Source organism: Gracilimonas halophila (genome assembly GCF_042684365.1).
In the GTDB taxonomy this organism is placed as follows: domain Bacteria; phylum Bacteroidota; class Rhodothermia; order Balneolales; family Balneolaceae; genus Gracilimonas; species Gracilimonas halophila.
This window is the reverse complement of record NZ_JBHULI010000003.1, coordinates 16339-41579: the sequence shown is the minus strand read 5'-3', so window position 1 is coordinate 41579 and position 25241 is coordinate 16339. Positions and strand designations below refer to the sequence as shown.

Genomic DNA, 25241 nt, shown 5'->3' with positions numbered 1-25241 from the left:
TTCATTCCCCGTTAATTTACCTCAAAACCATTAACTCATTCCTCTGTAGCGACCCGGTTTATGATTAATAGCCAGAATCACATTTAAAGATACAGCTGCAAGCACTGAAAAAGCCAAAGCTCGCCAATCAACGACGAAAAAAGCACATAGTATGATTAAGGTATCAGCTACCATCTGAAACTTACCGGCACTGATCTGAAAATATTCCTGCACATAAATAGAGAGAATATTCAAGCCTCCTAAACTCGCTTTATGCCGGAAAAGCATCAGCAAACCACTTCCGATCAGAAAGCCGCCGAAAACAGCAGCAAACCAAGGATTGATCTCTCCGAATTCAAAGATCCTGGGAATAAACTCGGTCAGAAAGGAAACACCGGATACAGCAATAAAGGTCTTGATGGTAAAATCCCAACCCAGCTTTTTAATAGCCAACACATAGAAAGGGATATTTATCACAAAGAAAACCTGACCAAAAGTAAAGTCAGTAGTATACTGCGTTAAAAAAGCCGCACCGGCCGTTCCGCCGATCAGGAAATTCATATGGGAGAAAATGGCAATGCCAAAAGCTGCCGTTAATGACCCAATTATGATCCCCTGAATGTCGTCTATTACAGAATGTTTCTGGGCTTTTTCTTCTTTGTTCTCTTGATTTTTTTTGTCTTCGTTCTCGTACTCTGTTTCGTTCTTCATTTAAGTAGTTTCTTCATCCCTGATAAGCAGCAGAATAGCTGCGTGTGGGACGATCAGATATTTTTCGTTTTCAAATTCAATTTCATAGGCCTGCTTCTTGAGGAAAATGGCTAAGTCTCCCTCTACTGCTTGCATTCCTATATATTTTGTATCTGTACTTCCTTTCCAGGTTTCCTCTATATCAGTATTGGGTATGGGATAGCCGGGACCGGTCTTAACGATATACCCACTTTGAATTTCTTCCTTCTCCTTAACAGAAGCCGGCAAGACCAACCCGCTTCGGGTATGGGTTTCCATTTCACGGGGCTTGATAAGGACTCGGTCACCAACTACAACAAATTTCTCAATTGAGTTCAGATATTCTTGTATCATTGCATTCTTGATTTTTGCTAAAGATACGGAATTTGAAACTTTGGTAAACCGTTTGTGTATCTCTAAACTTAAAATGATTTTTTAACCAGCAATTCATGAACAATAAATTATGTGTGATTACCGGAGCCAACTCCGGAATTGGATTTGAAACCGCGAAAGCCCTTGCCCAAAAAGGTGCTTACCTGGTAATGGTATGCCGAAATGAAGACAAAGCTGAAGCGGCTCGTCAGGAGATCATTGAAGAAACTTCTAATCCGGGCATTGATATTGTGTTATGTGATTTTGCCATTCAGGCCGAGATCAGGAAAGCAGCAACAGAGATCAAAAAGAACTACGAAAAGATAGACGTACTGATCAACAATCATGGGTTTTTGGCCTCTGAACAAGAACAAACCGTTGATGGACTTGAAAAGACCTTTGCTGTAAATCATATTGGCTATTTCATGTTTACAAACCTTTTACTGGATCTGATCAAAGCTGCAGATCAGGGGCGAATTATTAGTGTAGCTTCGGAGGCTCACCGCGCCGGGGAATTCGACCCCGAAAATATTCAGCTCAATGAGAACTTCAGCCCCTGGAAAGCTTACGGTAATTCTAAGTTATTCAATATCCTGTTCACAAAAGAACTTGCAGATCAATTGGTTGACACCAGTGTTACCGCAAATTGCCTGCATCCGGGAGTAGTAGCATCCAATTTCGCCCAAAGCGGGAGTTGGATCATGCGGATGTTGTTCACGATCGGAAAACCATTTTTTATATCTCCAAAAAAAGGAGCAGCGACCTCTATCTATTTAGCGACTTCAGATGAGCTGGAGGAAGTAAATGGGGCTTATTTCAGAAACAAAAAGGTCGCCACACCAAGTAAAACAGCCCGCAATAAAGAAGCGGCCGCAGAACTTTGGGATATGAGCAAAAAGCTTTGCAGTGTATAAATAGTGTGACCTTAACCGGGCCGCGCTTCTATTTTGATCATCTAAAATTAAATTTAGTAATCACTATACCGGCTAGCATTACTACTGCTGAGATTATTATTGGTGTATAATCACCGGTACTAACAGCTACATCAGCCCCGAATGCTTCAAAGGACTCCGAGTCCTGAAAATATTGGTATCCATAATATACCACACCTAATACACCGCCTATCATCAATATTCTTCCGATCGTCTCTTTCATGGTCTTTCTCTTTGTTTGTATTCTTTCCTTTTAAACCCCATCGACAATAAATTGTTTCCCGCTGAATGTAAATAGACGAAAAGTTAGAATAATTAAATTTTTACCTGTTCCCATCAATAAAAAAGGCTCAAACCATTTGGAATGAGCCTTTGAAAAAAAATTATTTTCTCAAATGTCAGTGAGAGGCAAACACGCTGGTGGTTCCGTCTTTATTTACTAAAAGTACGTCATAGCTGTCAGCAGCACGGCCCGGCGTTTCCATTCCCGGAGAACCAATAGGCATTCCCGGTACGGCAAGTCCGATCGCATCAGGGCGTTCGGCAAGGAGACGTTCAACATCTTTTCTTGGCACATGGCCTTCTACTACATAACCGTCAATAATAGCGGTATGACAAGAAGCCAATTCCCGGGTGATACCGTTATCTCTCTTAACCTGCATCAATACAGGAACGGGAACTTCTTCAACGGCAAAGTCACCTTCCATCATATGATCGCCCCACCTGGTACAGCATTGGCAACCTTCATTTTTATACATTACCACTTCGGTATTGTCGGAAAGCATGTTACTGGCAGAATTACCCGGCCAAAATAGAAATACAGCTACACCGGCTGTAAATAACAGGCCGTAAATAAGAATCTTTTTGTTACTCATAATAATTGATTGTTTTGATATATGATCGATAATCTGATCTAAGATAACCTTCTTCGCGGAATTTTGTTTTGTAGAGTTTTTCTTTAACTATCAGGTTAATCCAGCCGTGCTTTTCCCAGCCTTTTGGAGTTAAAAACCACATTTATGGAACTGAAAGCCATCGCAGCTTCAGCAAGCAATGGGTGAAGTAACCCAACCACTGCCAGTGGAATCATGATAATGTTATAGAAAAAGGCCCAGAACAAATTCTGCTTTATCTTGGTGAATGTTGCCTTGCTCAACTTAATAGCACGCAGCACCCCGGGAAGGTCTCCCTTAACCAAAACAATGTCTCCCGATTCAATGGCTACATCGGTTCCCGTTCCTATTGCAATTCCAACATCTGCTAGAGTCAATGCCGGAGCGTCATTGATGCCATCCCCAACCATCGCCACAACTCGTCCCGAATCCTGCAATTTCTTTATCTCATGCGATTTCTGATCGGGCAGCACCTCAGCAATTACCTCATCAATACCAACGCGTTCGGCTATGGCATGTCCTGTTTTACGGTTATCTCCGGTAAGCATAACTGTTTTTAAACCCAGCTTCCTGAACTCTGAGATGGCCTGCGAACTGTCATCTTTAACTTCATCCGCAATTCCTAATATCCCCAATAAATTTCCTGCCTGGCTGACATACACCGCAGTCTTAGACTGTTCCTCAAGTTTTTGCTTCTGCTTAGAACGTTCTTCAGTGACCTCCGCGCCAAGTTCCTTCATAAACGAAGCGATTCCCACTCCAACCGCTCCATTTCCGACTATGGCTTTTACTCCTTTTCCGGTGATGCTCTCAAATCCTGTAGAATTCTTCAGTTCAATGCCCTTTTCCGAAGCTGCATTAACTACAGCCCGCGCAAGCGGATGTTCCGAATTATTTTCTACAGAGGCCGCAAGATTAAGTAACTCAACATCTGAGATATCCCCAAATGTGATCACATCGGTCACCTCTGGTTTCCCTTTGGTGATGGTTCCCGTTTTATCCAACACAATAGTATCTACATCTTTCATGCGCTGAATAGCTTCTCCTTTTCGGATCAATATGCCGTTTTCTGCACCAAGTCCTGAGCCGACCATGAGCGCTGTAGGTGTTGCTAATCCCAATGCACATGGACAGGCTATTACCAACACCGCGATCATTGCATAGAAAGCAAGTGCCGTTGAACTAAGTTCCGGGTTTACCCATGGGATAAATGCTGAAGCCCACTCCACTACCCCACCAAAGAATTCCGGGAATACTAACCATGCCGTAAGTGTGGTTAAAGCAAGTGCCAACACCACAGGTACAAATATATTGGTTACCCGGTCAGCAAAATCCTGAATAGGAATCTTACTTCCCTGTGCTTCTTCTACCATTTTTATGACCTGATTCAGGAAAGTCTCCTTCCCGATCTTCGTAGCTTTCACTTTCAGTACGCCATTGGTATTCAGGGTTGCTCCGATCACTTCATCTCCCGCTGATTTCTCCACCGGCATTGATTCTCCTGTGGCTATCGACTCATCAACGCTGCTTTCCCCTTCTGTCACTTCCCCATCTGTAGGAACTTTTTCCCCGGGGCGAACCAGCATTATATCACCGATCTTTAATTTACTTACCGGAATTTTAACTTCCTCTCCATTACGTATCACCGAAGCTTCTTTTGCGCCAAGCGTTAATAATTTTCGGATAGCCTGAGAGGCGCTGCCCTTTGCTTTGGTCTCTATAAAGCGCCCGGTTAGATGGAACGCCATGATCATACCCCCGATCATCGCAAAGCTGTGAAACTCTGGCCCGTAACCAAGATGATGAAGTAGAACCACAAATCCGGTTGTCAAGGAAGCCAATGAGCCCATTGCAATCAGTACATCCATGTTAGGGCTGAGGTTAAGAGTTGATCTCCAGGCGCTCCTAAGAGTTTCCCAACCCGGCACAAAAATGGCAAAGCCGGACAATAAGATCATTCCCAGCTCCATTCCGACATGTCCCATGAATAAATAGTCCGCTATCCACATGGGAAGCATCCAAAGCACCATCAGCACAGTAGGAATCCAGGAATAAAGCATATTACGACGGGCAGTATCATATTTACGTTGCTCCCTTTCTTCTGCTTGCTCTGCTTTAGTAGTGGTCTTTGTATCATCCCGAACCAGCGTGTACCCGCCTTTTGATATTACCTCGGCGAAATCATCCATGCTGATATCACCTTCATATTCCACAATAGCGGATTCCGTTGCCAGATTCACCTGAGCAGATTTCACCCCTTTCAGCGACTCCAGCTGTTTGTCAACTGCATTAACGCAGCCGGCACAATGCATCCCGTCAATCTGTAGTGTAGCCTTTTTCATGAATTAACCCTGCATTCCGGTCATAGTATAACCGGCTTCTTCCACCGCTTTCTTGAAGTGTTCTTCATTAACCTCTTTTTCGTCAAAATTTACTTCAGCGATACCTTTTTCGAGATTCGCGATAGCGGTTTTGACTCCGGGAAGGGCTGCAAGTGTATTTTCGACAGTATTCACGCAACCTGAACATCCCATGCCTTCTATGTTTAGTACTAATGTTTTCATCTTCTTTATGTTGAATTAATTTTCACCCAAATATACTCTTTAGGCCTTATCCTAAAATGCCAAATAACAACATATGCTTATACAATTTTGATATATATGCTGAATACCAACTTTTGCAATTTTTCTCCTTCAAAATTTTTATCCTCAGTCCTTAAATAAGTTCATCACTATCTATCATCTATGAAAAAATACGTTACCGTTGTCTTCTTAATGCTTTTTGTTGGGGTTGAAGTCAGTGCTCAACAGTTTCCGGAAAAACTAACCATAAAGGATATTTTTCATGAGCCTTTTATTCCAGGCACCCGCCCTTCTTTTTCTCACTTTTCACCAAATGGCAAAACCATTTATTTCAATTGGAGTGATTCAGCAACTTCAAATACTGAACTTTTTCAGGTTGGGTTAAGCGGGAAAAATCAAAAGAAAGCTCCAAAGGATATTGTCCGAAATTATGAGCTTTCTCCTGACGGATCTAAATTGTTATATACCGAATCGGGTGACCTGATGTTAGCTGATGCTAATTTTGAGAATGAACGCCTCGTGGTCGCTTCCAAAGGTTTTGATTACAATCCGGTTTGGAACCCCGATGGTACAAGATTTGCCTTTGTACAGAATGGAGATGTTTGGATCTCAGGAGTTGAGGAAGCTTATATAGAACAGATAACAAATAAAGAAGAAGGCGAACCAAATTACAGCGTTGCAGGCTGGGCCGGGGATAAGATCGTACTCAGCCAATGGGATACTTCTGATTATGAGGAATATTATTTCCCCGAATATGCGGGAAGATTAGTAGAGACAGGGGCAACCCGCAGAGGCATACCAAGTCGTATTATTTCTATTGCTGCCATTGATTCCGGTGAAGTTACCGAGATCTTTGACCATCACGGATATTTAAGCGTTGATGTTAGCGCTTCAGGAAAATTTGTAGCCATTGACGCTACCGACCCCCCACAAAAGAAACGAACTATCAAAGTTTTTAACATGAAAGATCTTTCATCCAATGTTTTGTTCGAAGATTCTACAAAGGGTTGGATCTACAATACCAATATGGAATTTGCTCCCGCTACAGATAGGTTGATGTTCCAAAGTGAACGAGACGGCTGGAATCACATTTATACGGTAAATCCTGATGGCTCCGGTTTTGAGCAGCATACTTTTGGTGAGTATGATATTCCATGGGCTTCATGGATCGATGAACGCACCATTGCAATGGCAACAAGTGAAATGGATCCTGGTGAAATTCACCTTTATAAATTGGACATTATTCGAAACCTACCCACAAAACTTACCGCTGAAGAAGGGTATCGGAGAGATTTCAGAATGAGCCATGACCGAAGGTTTATCGTCTATAACAAAACCTTCTTTAATGAACCTTTTGACCTGTATGTAGTGGATACTGTTATTCCACTTAGAGAAGTTCAACTCACAAATTCAGTTCCGGAATCTTTTTACGAATATGACTGGCAAAAAGAACAGTATGTTCGGTTTACAGGAAGAGATGGAAACACCCGTTTATCAATGTCGGTACTAAAACCTGAAAAAAGAAACCCAAAAGGAAACCCTGTAGTAGTATTTGTACACGGAGCCGGCTCACTCCAAAACGTGTATAAAGGTTGGTCCAATAATTACTGGCGGGAATACATGTTCCACCAATATTTAAATCAGCAAGGCTATTATGTCATCGAAGTTGACTACCGTCACAGTACAGGCTATGGCCGAAAGTTTCGTGAAGATGTCACCAATTGGATGGGTAAATATGAGACTGAGGATATCGAAGACGGCCTGGCATTCCTTGCTGATAACTTTGAGAAGGCAGACACTTCTCGCGTTGGTATTTATGGAGGAAGTTATGGCGGTTTCATGGCGCTTTATGCCGTTGGGGTGTCTCCTGAAAAATTCGATGCTGCTGCAGGTTTACGTTCCGTTACAAATTGGGAAAACTATTACTATGCTAATCCCGGCTATACCCTGCCCCGCCTCGGAAAACCTGATGTAGATTCACTTAACTACGCACGCAGCTCACCGATAACCTACGCCGATTCACTGCAACAGCCTGTAATTCTATTGCATGGCTTGATCGATAACAACGTGGGTTTTCAAGATGCCGTACACTACATCGAGCGATTAATCCAAAACGGAAATGAAGAGTTCGAAATGATGATGTACCCAACCGAGCGACACAGTTTCCGGGATGAAGATGCCTGGTATGATGAATACCGCCGTATCTACGAGTTCTTTAATAAACATCTTAAAGAATCGTAATTGTAGAAACTATTTTATTTGCCGTAATTCGTTTTCACGATTATGGTTGTAATAGATTTGTAAAGGCGCTTTGAATGGCGCCTTTACTCGTTAATTGATCTACAGACAACCATGTACAGGTTTATCTCTTATTATTGAACAATTTGTTATGGATTTATTTAAAAAAATTATGATCTGGATCAGTTTCCTGTTGCTATTAGCTGCTGCAACTATAGCTTCGATGGGATGGATGGCATCAAAGCCGGGCTACAAAGGACCTACCTCCGACCACTTTAATGGGACTACCTTTCAAAATTCCGGTAATGTACCTGATAAGACCTTTTTTGACGTAATGAAGTGGTACGTTCAGCGCGATCAGGGAGAATGGACAGAGATTCCTGAACAAGAAGTTACTTTTGCTAAAAAACCGGCTGATAATGTTACTAAAGGAATGGTTATCACTTATGTCAATCACTCTACATTCCTGATCCAAACCTCAGGGGTAAATATACTTACCGATCCGGTGTGGAGTGACCGGGTAAGCCCAGTTAGCTTTTTAGGACCAAAAAGGTACCGACCGGCAGGTATAAAGTTCGAAGACCTTCCGAAGATTGACGTCGTTTTGATAAGTCATAACCACTACGATCATTTGGATCTTGAAACCATCAAGAAGCTGGACGAAAAATTCCGTCCTCAATTCATCACCCCGTTAGGTGTTAGTCAGCTTTTAAAGCGATCGCTTGTTAGATATATCAGTGATCTGGATTGGTGGGAGTCGAAGGTCGTTGACAGCGACATCACGGTTCATTCTGTGGAAGCACAGCACTTCTCAGCACGAGGCTTATTTGACCGTAACAAAACACTGTGGTCCGGTTACGTGATCGATACTCCCTCCGGCAACATCTATTTCGCAGGCGATACAGGTTATGGAGAATTCTTTAAGAAGATCAGGAAAGAACACCCTTCCATAAAAATCGCCCTCATACCTATAGGAGCATATCAGCCAAGATGGTTTATGAAGCCAATGCATGTAAATCCTGAAGAGGCTATTCAGATCCATAAAGATGTGAGAGCACAGATCAGCTTTGGAATGCATTTCGGAACGTTCCCACTCGCCGACGATGGCATGAAAGAACCGGAGAATGATTTTATGCAGGCCATTCGGAAGCCGGAAAATTTAGGGGTGAATTTCAAATTACTTAAAGAAGGTGATTCTTTCAGGATCAAGTAAAACGAACCAAATTCATTCCCTTTTGTTCCTAATTTTTTACCTCACATTTTGTACATTGTTTTGATTGTAAAACCGATGTATCAATGTCAGAAACTTACCGCGCACTTACCCGAAAATACCGCCCAACTTCTTTTGAGGATATTGTCTCGCAGGAACATGTGAGCAACACCATAAAGAATGCCATCAAACAGGGACGGCTTTCTCACGCCTATATGTTCTGTGGTCCGCGCGGAGTTGGTAAGACCACAATGGCCCGGGTGCTAGCCCGTACGATCAATGAGATCGACATCAGTGTAGATGGTGAGTCTCTGAATCAAACCCTGAACATTGTGGAAATGGATGCCGCATCCAACAACAAGGTGGATGATGTTCATCACCTTCGGGAAAGTGTTCGTATCCCTCCACAAAATGGTCGTTACAAGGTATTCATCGTTGATGAGGTTCATATGCTCAGCAAGGCAGCATTTAACGCGCTGCTTAAAACGCTGGAAGAACCCCCAGAGCACGCCATTTTTATTTTTGCGACAACGGAACCTCACAAGGTCCTGCCCACCATTCTATCCCGTGTGCAGCGTTTCGATTTCAAGCGTATTTCGGTTGATGAGATCGTACAGCGACTCCGAAAAATTTCCCTCGACGAAGATATTTCTATAGATGAAGAATCGCTGCATGTAATTGCCAAAAAAGCAGATGGAGCTTTACGTGATGCCCTGGGATTAATGGATCAGGCTATCGCCTTTTGCGGAGATACCATCACCCATAATGAATTGCTTCAGGCACTTAATGTAGTGGGAACCGACCGCTTGTTCGAGTTTATGGCTTGTGTGAAAGAACACGATGCAGACAAGGGACTCGACCTTATCAACACACTTTTGCAAGAAGGATATGATATTCAGGAATACCTGATCGGGCTGACCGAACATCTTCGGAATTTGTATATCGCCCACGAAAGTTCAAAGCTTTATCTGGTGGAAGAATCGGAGGAAACCAAAAAACGGTATCTGCAAACGGCCAAAGATTTTTCACGGGATGATCTGATGAGGATGCTGCATATTATCAGTGAAGCTCAGATAAAATTGAAGGATGCGAGTCAGCCTCGGATTCAATTTGAGATCACCCTACTGAAGCTTATTCATATGGAGCGATCTGAGCAGTTATCTGAGCTGCTTGCCGGACTTCAGGAATTAAAAAAAAACTCCGGTAACTTCGTAAGCACTTCTCAAAACGGTTCAGCCCCTAAAAACGGTGCTACTGAAACCGATTCAACTTCCCAGGAAAGTGAACATAGCGGGAATTCAAATGGGGTTCAAAAAGAGGATGAAGATGAGCCGGAGCTTTCGATGGAAGGTTCAGAAGAACCAGAGGAAGAAGAAGCTTCATACGATCAGGATATAGAAGAAGAAGAAGATGATTTTGATATGGGAGCTCCGGCTTTAGCGACAAGCCTTTCCAAAAAGATCAAAGCTTCTCAAAAACCGGTTCAAAAAAACGAACCAACCATTTCAGAATCTGCTTCCGAGCAAGAAGAAACTTCTCCTGTTAAGATCACTACTGAGTTTGTTCAAGAAAAGTGGGATGAATATGTGAACTCATTAAAAGGTGACTTCCCTATGCTGCTTCATCTTCAGATGGAAAGGGTGAAGGTATTGAAAGTAAAAGGCGGGGAACTGTATCTGGAGTGTGAAAGCTCTTTTGCTCAGAAAATGCTTAATGAGCAAAGCACCGACCTTCAGATAAAACTAAAGGAATTTACAGGAAGTGTGCTGCGTTTTAATATCTCAGTGGGCGAACCCGATGAAAGGAATAAACCCATGAGCGTATATGAACGCTTCAAACAAATACAACAAAAGGACCCCATTATCCGTGATATTGTGGAAATATTTGGAGCGGAACTTGAATATTGATATCCAGAACTAAACAAAATTTTTTAACCAAAAATCAGAATTATGAGTGATTTTAATATGGCCGATATGTTTGGCAAAATTCAGGAAATGCAATCAAAAATGCAGGAAGCCCAGGAAGGGTTAAATGAAGTTATTGTAGAGGCTGAAGCAGGCGGAGGCATGGTAAAAGTGAAAGCCAATGGAAATAAACAGATCGTATCCATTGAAATGGATAACGATGTAGTGGATCCTTCTGATAAAGAGATGTTGGAAGACCTGATCGTGGCCGGCGTAAATAAAGCTCTTGAGAAAGCTGAAGAAGCATCTAAGGAAAAAATGCAGGACATGTATAAAAACATGATGCCCGGCGGCGGAATCCCCGGAATGGACATGTCAAAATTTGGACTTTAGTAATTTTAAATGCTTCAGTTTTAAATGTTAAACGGGGGCTCCCATTTAACATTTACGCATTTAACACTTAACATTATAAATGCAGATAACTTCAGAATTTTTAGAACGGGCTATTGAACAGCTCGCTAAATTACCAGGTACGGGACGGAAATCGGCCCAACGCATTGCTATTCATCTTCTTAAACAGAATGATGACTATGCATTCAAACTTGCCCAAGCCATCGTAGACCTTAAGGAAAAAGTAACACGGTGTTCCATTTGTGGGAATGTAAGTGATTCCGATCCTTGCAAAATTTGCGACAATCCAAGACGTGACCCCTCAGCCATTTGTGTGGTAGAGGAATTCAACGATGTCTACATCATTGAGAAATCGAATGAATTCAGGGGGCGATACCATGTGCTTGGCGGAGTGATCTCTCCAATGGATAATATTGGTCCGGATAAACTTCGTATTCAGGAATTGCTTAAGCGTGTCGGAGAAGATGATCAGATCAATGAGATCATATTGGCGTTAAATCCTGACGCGGAGGGTGAAGCTACTTCATATTACATCAATAAACTGCTGAAGCAATATGAAGTAAAGGTCACCCGTATTGCCTATGGCATTCCCATGGGGACTGAACTTGAGTTTATTGATGAGGCCACGTTAAGCCGAGCCTTCGCCAGCAGGAATTCTTTTGATTGACGATTGTTTTGCCCGATTTTTAATTTTGAATATTTTACACAGCATTAACCACTAACTCTCCGCGAACTTTGCGCTTTCTCGGCGTTATTTGCGATAAAAAATTAAGTATGAAAAACTTACTAACGCTACTAATTGCCACATTTTTAACCTTGCCTGCCCTTCAGGCCCAGTACAGAGATTACTGGCAGCAGCATGTCGATTACACTATGGAGATCGATGTGGATGTTGAGAACCATCAATATGCAGGCAAGCAAACCCTGGAATACACCAATAATTCTCCGGATGTATTGGATCGCGTATATTATCATCTTTATTTCAACGCTTTTCAGCCGGGCAGCATGATGGATGTTCGATCCAGAACTATAGAAGACCCGGATGGTCGTGTTCGTGACCGAATATACTACCTTGATGAGGATGAGGTCGGCTATCAGAGAGTTCGTTCCCTCACCCAGAATGGAACCGCCGTAAATTATGAGGTTGACGGAACAGTTTTGGTCGTAGACCTTAATGAACCCATTCAGCCCGGTGAAACCGTGACCTTCAAAATGGAGTGGGATGCACAAGTTCCCCTTCAAGTCCGGCGTTCCGGATGGAATAATGCTGAGGGTGTTGAATTTTCAATGAGTCAGTGGTACCCGAAACTTGCCGAGTATGACCATCAAGGGTGGCACCCCAATGAATATGTCGGACGTGAATTTCACGGGCCATTCGGTGAATTTGATGTAAAGATCACCATCGATCAGGACTATGTACTTGGTGGTACCGGAACTCTGCAAAACCCAAATGAGATCGGATATGGATATGAAGAAGAAGGTGCTGACGTAAACCGCCCTTCCGGCGATAAAATGACCTGGCACTTTAAAGCCGAAAACGTGATCGACTTCTTTTGGGGAGCCGATCCTGATTTCAAACATGTAACAGCTCAGGTTCCGGACGGGCCAAAATTACATTTCCTCTATCAACAGCCTGCTGTAGTTGAAGGAGCTTCGGATGAAGAGAATGCGCAATACACCAAAAACTGGGAAGAGCTGGTCGATTACACTATCGGTGCTTTTGAGTATGCGAATGAACACTTTGGCGAATATCCGTATCCCCAATACACTAACCTACAGGGCGGTGACGGCGGAATGGAGTACCCCATGGGGACACTCATAACCGGAGGACGCAGCCTCGGCAGTTTGGTGGGAGTAATGGTTCATGAAATGTATCACAGCTGGTTTCAAAATGTATTGGCCACCAATGAAAGTCTCTATGAGTGGATGGATGAAGGCTTTACCAGTTTTGCATCCGCTGAAACCATGGATCATTTATTTGACCGGGGATCTGACTTTCCTTATTCCGGCTCTTACCGTGGCTATCAGTTTATTGTGGAAAGCGGAATAGAAGAACCTTTGACCACACATGCCGATCACTATAACACAAATCGTGCTTACAGCGTGGCAGCATATTCCAAGGGAGCTGTTTTCCTTGGGCAGCTCAGTTATATATTGGGGGAAGAAACGTTCCGCAAGGGAATGCTTAGTTACCACGACGAATGGAAATTGAAGCATCCTACTGATCTTGATTTTATTCAGATCATGGAAAAAGAATCAGGAATGATCCTGGACTGGTACTACGAATACTTTGTTCAAACCACCAAAACCATAGACTATGGAATTGAATCTGTTGTAGGTGATGATGACAAGACCGTAGTTAATCTTGAGCGGATCGATCTCATGCCAATGCCGCTCGATGTCGTAGTTGAGTATGCCGATGGAAGCAGTGAATTATACTATATACCTTTACGCATGATGCGTGGGGAAAAACCAGCTGAAAACAATATGAAGCGTACTGTGCTGGAAGACTGGCCCTGGGTTGATCCTGAATACAATTTCACCATTAACAAGCCCGCTTCCGATATTAAACAGATCTCAATTGATCCAAGCCAGCGATTGGCAGATATCAACAGAGAGAATAATAATTTCGATATAGCTTCAATGTTGAACGAATAATTTCTTATTTTTAGCTAATGATCCAAGGCGTTGCAATTTGCAACGCCTTTTTTGTTGGAAGGAATTTTACATAAATAATCATAGCAGAGAATTTTGGTGTCTTATATTCAAGGACTCCTTAACAAATATCACTCATGTCGAAGAAAGATTACGCTAAACTAGCCATCGAAGCACATAAAAAGTATAAAGGCAAGATCTCCATTGAGCCAAAAATGCCACTTGAAACCAAAGATGACCTGAGTATCGCATATACTCCTGGAGTGGCAAAGCCCTGTGAAGAGATCGCTGTAGATAAAGAAAAAGCCTACCTATATACCACAAAAGGAAATATGGTAGCAGTGGTAAGTGACGGGTCAGCCGTACTCGGCTTGGGAAATATCGGGCCTGAAGCCTCGCTCCCGGTGATGGAAGGAAAAGCCGTTCTTTTCAAAAAATTTGCAGGTGTTGATGCCATGCCTATCGTATTGGATACCCAGGATACTGATGAGATCATCCGTACCGTAAAAAATATAGCTCCGGGCTTTGGCGGAATAAACCTGGAAGATATTTCAGCTCCACGTTGTTTTGAGATCGAACGCCGACTAAAAGAAGAGTTAGACATTCCTGTTTTTCATGATGATCAACATGGAACTGCGATAGTCACCCTGGCCGGCATTTATAATGCGCTGAAGATCACTAACAAAAAAATAGAAGACCTTCAGGTGATCATAAACGGAGCCGGGGCAGCCGGAGTAGCCATCGTGAAGCTCTTATTTGAAGCCGGTGTGAAAGATGTGATCATGTGTGACAGCCGTGGTATCATTTACAAAGGACGTAACAGCCTGAATGATACGAAACAGAAAATGGCAGAGATCACCAACAAGCAAATGCGGAAGGGCAGCCTGGAAGATGCCGTTAAGGATATGGATGTATTCATAGGTGTTTCTGTACCCAATGTACTTTCCAAAGAAATGGTAAAAAGCATGAACAAAGACCCGATGATCTTTGCAATGTCCAATCCCATCCCCGAGATCATGCCGGAAGATGCCCTCGAAGCAGGGGCTTCTGTGGTTGCAACAGGCCGCTCCGATTTTCCCAATCAGATCAATAATGTACTCGCATTTCCAGGCCTATTTCGCGGCGCGCTCGATGCAAGGCTAACCAAGCTAACTACTAAAATGTTCATCACTGCAGCGAAAGCGATAGCCGATTGCGTGGAAGTAGTTTCAGCTGAGAAGATTATACCAAGTCCTTTTGATGAGCGAGTGCCACAGCGTGTAGCAGATGCGATCAAAGAAAGTGCCTGATTACTTATAGGTTCTAACAATCGCTGAGCTGTAGTCAAGATACTTACCTGATCATGCTATAATTCAGCTTTATACACCACGTATTTTTTGTTCTGCTCTACAATATCCACCCGGCTAAAATTCTTCGTAAGATGTGATTTATAATTCAGATGCCTATTGGCTACACACATAAATCGCCCGGTGGGTTTCAAAATGTCAGCTATCTCCTTAAACAACCCGATCGATACTTCAATATTAGTTTCATGCCCGAGATGAAATGGCGGATTTGAGATGATCAGGTCAAAGTAATTTGCCTCAAAATCCTTCAGGGTATCATTCCAATGAAAGTGTGTATTTATAGGGTCAAGGTTTAACTTTGAGGACTCGATAGCTAATAACGAATCATCCATTAAATGGATCTCTGCTTCAGCATTTTTTAGCTGTATGGCTCTTGCAATAACCCCATTGCCTGAAGCAAGGTCCATTATTTTCTTGTCTTCACTGCCAAGCTTCAACTTTTCAATTAATAACTGGGTGGCATAATCAATATTTCCACTCGAGAATACACCGAAATACTGACGAAGCTCTTCCCGTCCTTCTTCTTCAAAAGCAAAAGGAATAGTATGGATAAGTTCTTTCTTTGGCCTTTTGGTTTTCTTTTTTAAGATCAGCAACCGTGCCTTTTTACGGGCACGGCTTTGTTCTACCTCTTCAAAATATTTTTCGGCTATACTCAGCATTTGTGGTGAAAAATATTTCGTCATAAACGAACAGATCACAATGCCATCCTCTGAAAGTGATCTTGAAAGATGATTTAGGTATAACTCAAAAAGATCCATGGTTTTCGGAATGTTGATGATCCCAATACCCACTTTTTCCGGAAGTTCAGTAAGAGGGCCTTGCAACTGCTCCTTATCCCATTGAAGCTCGTTGATCTTCATATTTTGCTCAATGGATCTCTGCTGACTTTTTCGATCCACCACCACCATTGGTTTATACCCATTCAAGGTACAGCTCAAAAAGCCAAAGCGATCATTATAAATCGGGATCTTCTTTGAAGCTTGTTCTAATTCCTGAAACTTCAGCAGAACATATTCATCGGCGGCACTCCATGCTCTTAGTGATTTGTTGGAGGTTTCAGGATATCGGATGAATTTATACTCGATATCTTTTTGTGTAAATAAATTCAAGTCAGGAGGGCTTAAAACAAACTTGTTTGTTCTTTGTCTTCTTTTTGAGCCTGCTCAATTTTGGGCTCGTCTTCAGGAGTAAATGTACCTAGCATTTCCGGCATAAATCGCTTTTCATAGATGCGCCGTGCGATCCCATGCAATGCTTTTTCTCCCCTTGGCGGGATTCGCAGGAAGCCACTGTCATCCTCATTCAAAAACCCAAAAGAGCGCAAGTCGTTGACGATCAGGTAAGCAAGTTTTTCAGTAACCCCTGAGTTTTTCTCTACATATTCGCGATGGGGAGGCTCATTTTCACTCATATACACCATACCTAACACATTCAGTTCTACATCGGTAAGTGGAAACCCTTCACTGCCTTTAGTAAGCAGTTCATCCCAGGTTTTTTGAGAATAGTAGAGTCCAAACCACCACTTGGCCTCTCTTAGTAAATGACCTCCGTGAGCACAGGCAAACTGCTGGCCCGGACCCGCCTTTCGCGGCTCACCCCGACTGCGATACATATTCACCATCGTGGCCAGATCCAACTCGTGGATATTCGGCGGGTATTTAAAATAAAAATCGCTGCGTTTTTGCATGGATCTTAAAGCTGTCTTTGAATTATTGACAGTAGTGATTATAAATCTACAAAAAAAATATTAAACCCACCGCCATTCCGAGAACACTTCCGAAGAATTTCCCGAGATGATCTCTTCGCTGTTCTGCAGCCTACTTTCCCTTCTCCTTGATCAGGTCTACAGCTTTATCCATAGTGAAATCTTCTGGCGTCTCTCCCTTAGGCAAACTAATGTTCTTTTTTCCATGCTTTATATAAGGGCCATAACGACCGGTCATTACTTTGATCGGTTTGTCAGTCTCAGGGTGTTTTCCAAGGTCCTTGATCTCATTGCTTCCCCGGCGTGAATTCGACTTTTGTTTCAGCAGTTCAACCGCTCGATCAAGTTCAATATCCAGTACACTGTCTGATTTTGGAATGGACTTGAACTTTCCGTCGTGAACTACAAAAGGGCCATAACGGCCAACTCCGGCTTTCACCACTTTCCCATCTTCGGGGTGATCTCCCAATGGTCGTGGAAGCTCTAACAACTGCAGAGCCAGATCTAAGTCCACATCTTTTGGCTCCATACCTTTTAGCAGGGAAACCCGTTTCGGCTTTTTATTTTCTTCTGTCACTTCACCGCGCTGTACATAAGGACCATATCTTCCCGAAAGCAAGAAAATTGGGTCACCGGTTTCAGGATCTTCACCGATCGGCTTATCCTCTTCCTCCGATAACCTGATCAACTCATCCAGTTTTTCCCTGGTTATATCGCTCGGATCCATATCGTTGGGCAACGATGTTGTTACATCCTCACCATTCTTTTCCATGCGGGCATACGGCCCGAATCTTCCAACGGCTACTTTAATTCCTTCGAGTCCATCCAGCGGAAGGTCCAGTAATTTAGCCTCCTGAGGATCGATCTTATCTTCCTGGGTATCTACTTTGGCTTTAAGGCCATCTTCACCTTTATAATAGTCGTCCAGATATTTAACAGGATCTTGAGTTCCGGCTGCCACTGCATCCAGCTTGTCTTCCAGTGCAGAAGTAAAATCACTATTCACCAGATCAGGAAAGTGTTTTTCAAGAAGAGATGAAACTGCAAAAGCGGTAAAAGTAGGAATCAGCATTTTACCTTCTCCTTTGGCATAACCGCGGTCCTGAATGGTGCTGATAATAGAAGCGTAAGTACTTGGCCGGCCCACACCGCGCTTCTCTAATTCTTTAACAAGAGTCGCTTCGGTAAATCGTGCCGGTGGCTTGGTTTCATGACTTACAAAGTTCAGATCGTCCAATGCCGTGGCATCTCCTTCATTCATTGCAGGAAGGTAGTTTTCCTGATTTTCCAGCGCTGCTTCCGGATCATCACTTCCTTCCACATATGCACGGAAAAATCCCGGGAATAAGATCTTTTTACCGCTTGCGCGGAAATCAGCATCCGTTCCATTGTTTGTTGCACGGATGGTCACGTTAGTGAACTCAAGCTCAGCTTCTGCCATCTGGGTAGCAATAGTTCGCTTCCAGATCAGATCATATAATTTAAATTCACGATCACGTAATCCTGCTTTGTCGGGCTTCACAAATCTTGAACCTGAAGGCCGAATTGCCTCGTGAGCTTCCTGTGCCGACTTCCCTTTCTTGCTGTAATTTCTGACGCGTTCAAATAAATATTCTTCACCATATTCTTCCGTCACTGCATCACGGGCGGCACCGATCGCCTGCCCCGACAGTTGGGTAGAATCAGTACGCATATAGGTTATAAAACCTTTCTCATATAACTTCTGAGCAACACTCATGGTGTCACGAGCAGAGAAGCCGAATTTACGGTTGGCCTCCTGCTGAAGAGTGGAAGTAATAAATGGAGGGGAAGGGTTTCGCTTCTGTGTTTTTACATCCACATTAATGACAGACCAGTTGGCTTCTTTCAGATCATCAACAAGAACCTTGGCTTTATCTTCATCAAGCAAAACAACGGAATCCGGCTTTTTAAGCTTTCCGGTATTTTCATCAAAATCCTTACCGCTGGCCAACCGCTTTTCGTTTAGATGTGTAAGGTCCGCATCAAACTTATCTTTATCTCCTTCCTTATGAAGCTGTGCCTTCAGATCATAATAGGTCGCGCTTTTGAATTTCATGCGTTCGCGTTCGCGCTCAACCAGAAACTCAACGGCAACCGATTGTACACGTCCGGCAGAAAGACCCGGAGAGATCTTTTTCCACAGCAATGGTGAAACGGTATATCCTGCAAGCCGATCCAAAATTCGCCGCGTTTCCTGAGCATGAACCAAATTCATATCGATGTCTCGGGTATTTTCAAGGGCGTTCAACACGGCCTCTTTAGTGATCTCACGAAACACCATCCGTTTTACCGGAACTTTGGGTTTCAGTATCTCTAACAAATGCCATGAAATTGCTTCTCCTTCACGGTCCTCATCCGTTGCGAGGATCAACTCGTCGGCATCTTTGAGTAATTTTTTGAGTCTCGTTACAACTTTCTTTTTGGAAGAAGGGATCACATATAATGGATCAAAACGGTCGTCCACATTGATTCCTAAATTAGACCAACTCTCTTTTTTATACTTGGCCGGGATTTCTTTGGCCGAGGAAGGAAGATCACGAATGTGACCCATAGAGGAGTCCACTACGTACCCATCGGGTAAGTATTTTTTGATGGTTTTGGTTTTCGTAGGGGACTCTACAATTACGAGACTTTTCATGTAAAAACAGGGATTAATTCAATTGTTCGACCAGCTCTTTCAACTCTCCGGCGTGGTCTTTGGTATTCACTTTTTTGATAGTTCCCAAAATAGTACCATCTGTATCAATAACAAAGGCCGAACGAGAAGGAGCTTCATATTCATTGCCAAACATCTTTTTCTGTACTACAGAATCTGTGGCTTCCCCAAATTTATACTCGGGATCTGATACCAGTGTAAAATCAATGCCCTGTTTCTCTGCATACCTTTTATGCGAACCACAGGTATCTTTACTTACAGCCACCAGATTATATCCCTTCTTGGAAAACCATTCCGACTCATCGGCCAGGTCTTTAGTTTGCCGGTCACAGCCACTGGTATTGTTTTTCATATACACAGATACAATGGTTGGTTTATCCAGCAAGTCTTTAAAGTTGATCTCTTTTTCTTCTCCGTTTTGAACAGCTTTTACAGTGAAATCAAGATCCGCTTTTGCGCCTTGTTCAATCATAATATCAGTTTATTTATTCTTTCTGTTGATTGGATGTGATAACTAAAAATAAGAAGGGAATCGTTCGGTTTCAGTGTTTTTATGATCTGATCTGTTGATATAGCAGATTTGTTTTGTTGATGAAAAGCCATCATCAATCCGTGCCAATGCACAGTATTAGATCCAAAAATCCATCCATAACCATGTCCCGGCAGGGACATTATGTTTGAAAAAAAAAGAGAGAGTAAAAGACTTTGTGCCGTAGGTACACTACCAAACTAATGATAACAAAACATATCGCACCTCTGGTGCGAAAGCATTGGTAAGAGGCAGGGTTTACAAACATACCGTCCCTACCGGGACGGAGCTAAGGTTAAACACTTTACTCTCGTTCGGAATGCCTGCAGGAACCTCCGGTTCCACATAAGAGCCATTGCAAATATCCTGTCGGCTCAGCGAGCCGAGGTACGTTTCCAAAGTAAAAACTTAGCAACCGACGCTACTACCAGTGAATGATGCACCGTGCCCTCTTTCACCATATCCAGGAAATCATCCAGCGGCATGGTGTGGACATTAATTCGTTCGTTGCCATCCAGTTCCTGCTCCTGAATTTTGCGGCAATTTCTGGCTACATACAGATGGGTGTGATTTGTTAAGAAAGCGGGATTTGAACTCACATTTCCCAGATAATACCATTCCGTTCCTGAAAACCCTGTTTCTTCCAACAATTCACGTTTAGCTGTTTCATCATGAGTTTCTCCGGGATCCACCATCCCGCCGGGAAGTTCCAAAGTGGGCTCTTCTGTTCCATATCGGTATTGTTCAACCAACACTACTTCGTTCTCAGCAGTCAGAGGGATCACATTCATCCAATCGGGAGCTTCCAAAATTGAAAACGAAGCTTCATGATCTTCTGATTTCAAAAGCATATCCCGATTTAAAAGTTTGAAGATATTCGTCGTATATTTAAGCTCTTCATTTGTGGTGACCCACGGCTCAATCGAAAATTTAAAATTACCTCTACTCATATGTCCGAAACGCTTAAATTAGTTAAAGATCAGTTTTCTACGGAGAAAGAACTTAAAAAAGCTATTGTTAAAGCGTGCGATCTGATGGAAGAAATTTATGCTTCCGGGAAATACCCTAAGCTGATCGTTGAGCGCACCTGGAGTAAACACAATCCGGTTATAGACGGAGAACTTGCTCAGCCGGCAGCGTACCGATGGTATCTGAAGCGTGAAATTGAGCGCCTGGTGGACAATGGGGCAACAGTCTTTGTAAAGCCTTCCCGAGAAGCCTTACCGATGAACAATCCCGACCTCTTTGACAACCTGGATGAAAGTGACTGGGACATCACCCAAAAGAAACTCTTCTTATTCCGGGCAGAACGGATCGATATCTCACTCGACCGTCTGCAACATTATACCGGCACCAAGCCCGAGGACTTTCAGCGATATATCCTCTTTACCAATTATGATATGCACGTGGAAGTTTTCCTGGAGATGTTCCCCGATTGCGAAAAACCTGCCCGGGAAGGAGTTCAGATGCCGGCCTATCATCACAAGATGGAGAACAACTCAGGACTTACGTTAGTGAATATCGGAGTAGGGCCTTCAAATGCTAAAACCATTACCGATCATGTTGGTGTTTTACGGCCGGATGCCATGGTGATGGTCGGCCACTGCGGAGGATTGCGCAACCACCAGGATATCGGCGATTTTGTGCTCGCCAATGGATATTACCGCGCCGACAAAGTCTTGGATGATCTTTTTCCAATCGGCATTCCCATTTCACCTAATTATATCCTGAACCGATACATGCAGGAAGTGATGGACCAAAATGAAATGACTCACCGCATTGGAACCGTGTATACTACGGCCAACCGAAATTGGGAATTTTCCAAGGCGCGTACCGTTGAGGAAATTCATATGAGCCGAAGTGTTGCCATTGATATGGAGTCTTCTACCGTTGCTACCAATGGCTTTCGCTACCGTATTCCGCATGCCACTCTCCTTTGCGTAAGTGATAAACCCCTGCACGGAAAGCCCAAACTTTCCCAACACGCCCAGTCCTTCTACCAAAACTCTAAAGAGCTTCACCTCAAAATGGTGATCGATGCCCTTCAGATGGTGAAGGACAATTACCCGGAAGGCTTACCCAACTCCAGTATCCGTGCCTTTAATGAACCATTGATGGGCGGTACGGAGTAAGAATATCCAATAGCCAACATCCAACACGGAATGATCAAGTAAGATCACTTGGATATTGGTTATTCCGTGTTGAGTATTGGATATTCTCCCTCATGGTCATTCTCGCGCAGGCGGGAATCTGAATCTCATTATTGGAAACTTACCTGTACTCAGGTTACCAATTAGATCTCAGGCATTCGCCGCGAGATGACTCTTTACTTTGTAGGGCTATCGTTTACACAAGTCTTTCGGATGCCCCTCGTCCTATGCTGGCCCGGAACTCCCAGTATAAAGCAAACTATAATTTCTTTATTCGACAATTATTTATTGATAAACAATAAATAATTGTTGCTTTTCACCTATTCTTTGATTTTCTTTTATGAGAACAGAAATTGACTTTACCATTATGGAATTCAAAAAAGACTGGTCGTTAGCCTATTTCCTGTACTACATCTGCCAAATTGGAATTTGGCTGACCATTATCAATGCAGTAATCATGATCTCCCTAAACTCCACCCGATATATTTCTGAGGATGGCACTTATCTTATCCACAGTGTTCCTGTTATCCTAAATATTGATGGATTAGATGGCTTGGATGATATTGAAACAGACAATGTAAATATCAATATATACAACACGCTAAAAGCCAATGTTGGCATACGAGCTAACTTTCAGGATCATTTACCGGCTTTCTTATTCTATAATGGCTTAAAGGCCTACAGCACGATCCTTGTTTTGGTGGTACTATACTTCTTTGCCAAAGTTTTGAGAAATGTAGCTGAGGGTAATCCTTTTGATATAACCAATTCTAAATATCTATATATAATTGGTTGGACACTATTCCTCACTTCTGCTCTAAATGTTTTCATGAGATTTCTACCGCTGCCTCTTCTTGATAGCCTATCATTGCCTGATGGATACGAGTTTTCCTCACTTCAGGGATTTGATGACTTCATGTTGATCGGGATTTTTATCATAGTTCTTGGTTACGTTTTCAAAGAAGGAAGCCGAATCTATGAAGAACAAAAATTAACGGTATAATCATGGCCATAATCGTAAATCTTGATGTGATGCTGGCCAAACGGAAGATGAGCCTTACCGAGCTTTCGGAGGAAGTGGGAATCACCATGTCAAACTTGTCCATCCTTAAAACAGGCAAAGCCAAAGCCATTCGGTTCTCTACGCTGGAAGCTATTTGCGAAGTACTGGACTGTCAGCCCGGAGATATTCTGGAGTATTCGGAAGAGTAGCATTTCATCAATCTTATGGGGCTCAGATTGAGTGGATAATTAATGCCTTGGCGCCATTGACCCTCCTCTTGATCTCCTCCCAGGAGGAGAAACACTTATATAACTTCAGGGACATTAATAAGCATATAAACTAATAAAAGCGTCCTTCTCCTAGCCAAGGAGAAGACAGAAGAGGTCGAAGCTTGAGACAGCCAAATTTAATACCACTACTTAGGACTTTACGGCTATATAAGTAGCACTTTTAAAAAAATCTGTAAGGAATTCCTTTTTCATTGCTCTAACTAAGAAAGCAAAACAACCTTAGTTATTATGAGCCATGAAGAATCTTTTTCCGTAGAAAACTTTCACAAGCGCACCGTCAAAGAAATGCTTCCCGATGAACAGCCTCGTGAAAAACTAATGAATTACGGGGCTGATTCCCTCTCCGACTCTGAGCTCCTCGCCATCCTGATCCGCACCGGAACCAAAAAGCTAAATGTGATCGATACAGCCAAGGCGTTGCTTGATCAATTTGGTGGATTGCATAATTTGGTCAGAAAAGACTGGCAGGCCTTAAAAGTGATACCGGGCATTGCTAAAGTAAAAGCTATTACATTGGAAGCGGCCTTCGAGTTGGCGAGAAGATTACAAGTCGCTGCACTCGGAGAAGAAATTCAGATCACCAGTCCGGAGGATGTAAATGCTTACTTCGCCCCGAAGCTCCGCCATCTCACCAAAGAAACCTTCATCGTCGGATTTTTGGATAATGCCAAAAAACTGACCGGTTTCTCCAGGATCAGCAATGGCGGAAAAACAGCTACTATTGTAGATACAGCCGAGGTGATGCGCCAGGCCGTGTTGAACGAAGCCAACTCCATCATCCTTATCCACAATCACCCATCAGGACATAACAAAGCCTCCACCGCCGACATCCAGCTCACCAAACGCATCGCCGAATGCGGGAAGTTATTTGGCATCCCCGTGGATGATCATGTGATCATAGCCGGATATAATTTTGTGAGTTTGAGGAGTGAAGGCTTGTTTTGAATATCCAATAACCAACACGGAATATTCAATATCCAAGTGAAAACTTGATCATTCCGTGATGGATATTGGGTGTTGGATATTCATACCTTCCTATTTATAGAACAATCAACTCAACCTTCTATCCATGATCTACGAATTTCTGAAAAGTTCTCCACAATTTGATGAAACCTGTTTTGTGGCACCAAGTGCTGATATCATCGGCGATGTAACCCTTGGCAACGAGAGCAGCATATGGTTCAACGTCACTATTCGAGGGGATGTGAATTACATTCAGATCGGAGACCGGAGCAATGTGCAGGATAACGTGTGTATCCATGTGATGAACCAAACCGGGCCAACCATTATTGGTAATGAAGTGACCATCGGTCATGGAGCTGTTGTCCACGGCTGTACCATCAAAGACCGGGTGCTGATCGGTATCAATGCTACCATTCTGGATGAAGTGGTGATTGAGCCGGATGTGATCGTGGCTGCGGGCACGCTGGTTCCTCCCGGAAAAACCCTGGAAAGCGGCTATATGTATATGGGATCACCGGCTAAAAAAGCGAGAAAGCTCACCGATGAAGAACTGGCTTCCATCCCAAAATATGCCACCAATTACGTGAAATACTCTCGTGCCTATCAACAAAAAGACCAGTACGACAAAAACCCTTTCTACTCTAAGTAATTTTAAGTTTTAAGTGTTGAG

24 protein-coding genes are annotated in these 25241 nt (G+C 43.0%); 13 read left to right on the top strand and 11 right to left on the bottom strand.

The genetic code is table 11. The features are described from left to right. Positions 1–30: 30 nt before the first annotated feature. Together ACFSVN_RS02910 and ACFSVN_RS02905 are read right to left on the bottom strand one after the other, a co-directional pair. On the bottom strand, positions 31–690 hold the full coding sequence (locus ACFSVN_RS02910) for a YitT family protein (RefSeq protein ID WP_390298363.1): 660 nt from the start codon (positions 688–690) through the stop codon (positions 31–33). Beyond that, on the bottom strand, positions 691–1062 hold the full coding sequence (locus ACFSVN_RS02905; RefSeq protein ID WP_390298360.1) for a co-chaperone GroES: 372 nt from the start codon (positions 1060–1062) through the stop codon (positions 691–693). It lies immediately after the preceding gene. 95 nt (positions 1063–1157) lie between these two features. Between ACFSVN_RS02905 and ACFSVN_RS02900 the strand changes: the two genes are divergently transcribed. After that, positions 1158–1994 (top strand): SDR family oxidoreductase, encoded by an 837-nt coding sequence (locus ACFSVN_RS02900; protein WP_390298357.1) that lies wholly within the window; start codon positions 1158–1160, stop codon positions 1992–1994. Between the two features lie 37 nt (positions 1995–2031). Here ACFSVN_RS02900 and ACFSVN_RS02895 read toward each other — a convergent pair whose 3' ends face one another. The 4 genes from ACFSVN_RS02895 to ACFSVN_RS02880 form a co-directional block, all read right to left on the bottom strand. Continuing rightward, the gene (locus ACFSVN_RS02895; RefSeq protein ID WP_390298354.1) at positions 2032–2235 is read right to left on the bottom strand and encodes a hypothetical protein; all 204 of its coding nucleotides are present in this window, start codon (positions 2233–2235) and stop codon (positions 2032–2034) included. Positions 2236–2410: 175 nt separating this feature from the next. Beyond that, positions 2411–2887, bottom strand: a complete 477-nt coding sequence (locus ACFSVN_RS02890; RefSeq protein ID WP_390298351.1) for a DUF411 domain-containing protein — start codon at positions 2885–2887, stop codon at positions 2411–2413. 95 nt (positions 2888–2982) lie between these two features. Next, entirely contained in the window at positions 2983–5247 is a 2265-nt protein-coding gene (locus tag ACFSVN_RS02885; RefSeq protein WP_390298349.1) for a heavy metal translocating P-type ATPase, read from the bottom strand. 3 nt (positions 5248–5250) lie between these two features. Beyond that, on the bottom strand, positions 5251–5469 hold the full coding sequence (locus tag ACFSVN_RS02880; protein WP_390298347.1) for a heavy-metal-associated domain-containing protein: 219 nt from the start codon (positions 5467–5469) through the stop codon (positions 5251–5253). A 180-nt stretch (positions 5470–5649) separates the two neighbouring features. Between ACFSVN_RS02880 and ACFSVN_RS02875 the strand changes: the two genes are divergently transcribed. The 7 genes from ACFSVN_RS02875 to ACFSVN_RS02845 all read left to right on the top strand — a co-directional run bounded on the left by ACFSVN_RS02875 (position 5650) and on the right by ACFSVN_RS02845 (position 15194). Continuing rightward, positions 5650–7728, top strand: coding sequence for a S9 family peptidase (locus tag ACFSVN_RS02875; protein WP_390298344.1), 2079 nt, complete (start codon positions 5650–5652; stop codon positions 7726–7728). A 169-nt stretch (positions 7729–7897) separates the two neighbouring features. Then, a complete protein-coding gene (locus ACFSVN_RS02870) occupies positions 7898–8938 on the top strand; it encodes an MBL fold metallo-hydrolase (RefSeq protein ID WP_390298341.1) in 1041 nt (346 codons plus the stop codon). A gap of 83 nt (positions 8939–9021) precedes the next feature. Then, positions 9022–10842 (top strand): DNA polymerase III subunit gamma/tau, encoded by a 1821-nt coding sequence (dnaX, locus tag ACFSVN_RS02865; protein ID WP_390298338.1) that lies wholly within the window; start codon positions 9022–9024, stop codon positions 10840–10842. Between the two features lie 42 nt (positions 10843–10884). Next, complete coding sequence (locus ACFSVN_RS02860; RefSeq protein WP_390298335.1) at positions 10885–11232, top strand: YbaB/EbfC family nucleoid-associated protein; 348 nt, start codon at positions 10885–10887, stop codon at positions 11230–11232. A 79-nt stretch (positions 11233–11311) separates the two neighbouring features. Next, positions 11312–11917 carry a recombination mediator RecR gene (gene recR / locus ACFSVN_RS02855; protein WP_390298332.1) on the top strand — a complete coding sequence of 202 codons (606 nt, stop codon included), beginning with the start codon at positions 11312–11314 and terminating at the stop codon, positions 11915–11917. 107 nt (positions 11918–12024) lie between these two features. Next, on the top strand, positions 12025–13908 hold the full coding sequence (locus tag ACFSVN_RS02850; RefSeq protein WP_390298329.1) for a M1 family metallopeptidase: 1884 nt from the start codon (positions 12025–12027) through the stop codon (positions 13906–13908). A 134-nt stretch (positions 13909–14042) separates the two neighbouring features. After that, positions 14043–15194 carry an NAD(P)-dependent malic enzyme gene (locus ACFSVN_RS02845; RefSeq protein ID WP_390298326.1) on the top strand — a complete coding sequence of 384 codons (1152 nt, stop codon included), beginning with the start codon at positions 14043–14045 and terminating at the stop codon, positions 15192–15194. Between the two features lie 56 nt (positions 15195–15250). On the opposite strand, the gene ACFSVN_RS02840 is transcribed toward ACFSVN_RS02845, so the two are convergent. The 5 genes from ACFSVN_RS02840 to ACFSVN_RS02820 form a co-directional block, all read right to left on the bottom strand. Continuing rightward, positions 15251–16363 carry a class I SAM-dependent methyltransferase gene (locus ACFSVN_RS02840; protein ID WP_390298323.1) on the bottom strand — a complete coding sequence of 371 codons (1113 nt, stop codon included), beginning with the start codon at positions 16361–16363 and terminating at the stop codon, positions 15251–15253. An 11-nt stretch (positions 16364–16374) separates the two neighbouring features. Then, complete coding sequence (locus ACFSVN_RS02835) at positions 16375–16941, bottom strand: hypothetical protein (RefSeq protein ID WP_390298320.1); 567 nt, start codon at positions 16939–16941, stop codon at positions 16375–16377. 130 nt (positions 16942–17071) lie between these two features. Further along, entirely contained in the window at positions 17072–19618 is a 2547-nt protein-coding gene (gene topA / locus ACFSVN_RS02830; protein ID WP_390298317.1) for a type I DNA topoisomerase, read from the bottom strand. A 13-nt stretch (positions 19619–19631) separates the two neighbouring features. Continuing rightward, entirely contained in the window at positions 19632–20108 is a 477-nt protein-coding gene (locus tag ACFSVN_RS02825) for a peroxiredoxin (protein WP_390298314.1), read from the bottom strand. Between the two features lie 431 nt (positions 20109–20539). After that, positions 20540–21115: an NUDIX hydrolase gene (locus ACFSVN_RS02820; protein WP_390298311.1), complete on the bottom strand. Its 576-nt coding sequence runs from the start codon at positions 21113–21115 to the stop codon at positions 20540–20542. Here ACFSVN_RS02820 and ACFSVN_RS02815 point away from each other — a divergent pair, their 5' ends adjacent. The 5 genes from ACFSVN_RS02815 (at position 21116) to ACFSVN_RS02795 (ending at position 25220) form a co-directional block, all read left to right on the top strand. Then, complete coding sequence (locus ACFSVN_RS02815) at positions 21116–22297, top strand: phosphorylase family protein (protein WP_390298308.1); 1182 nt, start codon at positions 21116–21118, stop codon at positions 22295–22297. It abuts the gene before it with no gap. A gap of 358 nt (positions 22298–22655) precedes the next feature. Then, on the top strand, positions 22656–23318 hold the full coding sequence (locus ACFSVN_RS02810; RefSeq protein ID WP_390298305.1) for a DUF2975 domain-containing protein: 663 nt from the start codon (positions 22656–22658) through the stop codon (positions 23316–23318). Positions 23319–23320: 2 nt separating this feature from the next. After that, positions 23321–23527 carry a helix-turn-helix domain-containing protein gene (locus ACFSVN_RS02805; protein WP_390298302.1) on the top strand — a complete coding sequence of 69 codons (207 nt, stop codon included), beginning with the start codon at positions 23321–23323 and terminating at the stop codon, positions 23525–23527. A 309-nt stretch (positions 23528–23836) separates the two neighbouring features. Next, positions 23837–24553: a RadC family protein gene (gene radC / locus ACFSVN_RS02800; RefSeq protein WP_390298299.1), complete on the top strand. Its 717-nt coding sequence runs from the start codon at positions 23837–23839 to the stop codon at positions 24551–24553. A gap of 124 nt (positions 24554–24677) precedes the next feature. Then, the gene (locus tag ACFSVN_RS02795; protein WP_390298296.1) at positions 24678–25220 is read left to right on the top strand and encodes a gamma carbonic anhydrase family protein; all 543 of its coding nucleotides are present in this window, start codon (positions 24678–24680) and stop codon (positions 25218–25220) included. The last annotated feature ends 21 nt before the right edge of the window (positions 25221–25241 follow it).